Source organism: Cohnella yongneupensis, from assembly GCF_042655785.1.
GTDB classification, from domain to species: Bacteria; Bacillota; Bacilli; order Paenibacillales; family Paenibacillaceae; genus Cohnella; species Cohnella yongneupensis.
Map to the genome: position 1 here is coordinate 1 of NZ_JBHSNC010000064.1, position 1,029 is coordinate 1,029.

Below are 1,029 nucleotides of genomic sequence, written 5' to 3' on the forward strand. Positions count from 1 at the left end.
TACCATTAGCCAAGAGCAAGGGTGTCCGCCGTGAGGCGGAATCTGAAGGAAGCTGGAGGCAAACGCACGGCTTGAGGTACACGAATCCAATTTGAGGCGGTTGCAGTCGGATGAGTCACCATACCATGACGAAATCCTAAGCTGCCAAAGACTGCAGCCGTAAACTTGGGCGAGCGCGGGCGGAAAGATGACGTTCTTATCTGGGGAGGCCTGCGGAATACGCGAAGTAAACTTCGTAACCGCGGCGGGGACGCCGCGCTGAATCCGCAGGAGTCAGCAGAAGCCATAGTACGAGGCTGTTGCAACAGCCTCGGAAGGGCTGAACTTAAAGGAGAGAAGGAAACGATGCGTTCGCGCGAAGAGCAACGACAGCAGAATATCCCGCAAGGGAGCTCGCGGCAAAGAGAAGCGGTGAAACCGCAAGGGTATGCCGGAGCGCCGAGTTCTTCGTCGGCACAAATCGACCTTTCTTCTCGCGAAGGAAAGTACGACTTGTTGGAGCAAATGCTCGATGAGAGAAATCTCCGAGATGCCTATAAGCGGGTGAAACAAAACGGAGGAGCGCCTGGCATAGACAACGTGACGGTAGCCGAGCTACAAGCGCACGTATGGGATTGCTGGGAAGCCGTGAAGGCGGAAATCCAAGCGGGCACTTACAGACCGATGCCAGTCAAACGGGTGGAAATCCCCAAACCCGGAGGCGGGGTGCGGCTGCTAGGTATCCCGACCGTAATGGACCGCTTGATCCAACAAGCCCTCATGCAAGTGATGACACCGATTTTCGACCCGCAGTTTTCACCGAATAGTTTTGGGTTCCGTCCAAGGAAACGAGCCCACGATGCAGTAAAACAAGCGCAATCCTACATGCAAGAAGGAAACCGCTGGGTCGTGGACATGGACTTGGAAAAGTTCTTTGACCGCGTAAACCATGACATTCTCATGGCGAGGGTCGCAAGAAAGGTTTCAGACAAACGCGTCTTGAAGCTGGTTCGAGCATATTTAAACGCCGGTGTCATGGTTGACGGGATG

Annotated in this window: 1 protein-coding gene; it reads left to right on the top strand. The window is 54.5% G+C overall.

From position 1 onward, the window contains the following. Window positions 1-345: 345 nt before the first annotated feature. A partial coding sequence (locus ACFPQ4_RS24710; RefSeq protein WP_378114624.1) for a reverse transcriptase domain-containing protein occupies window positions 346-1,029 on the top strand: 684 nt, incomplete at its 3' end.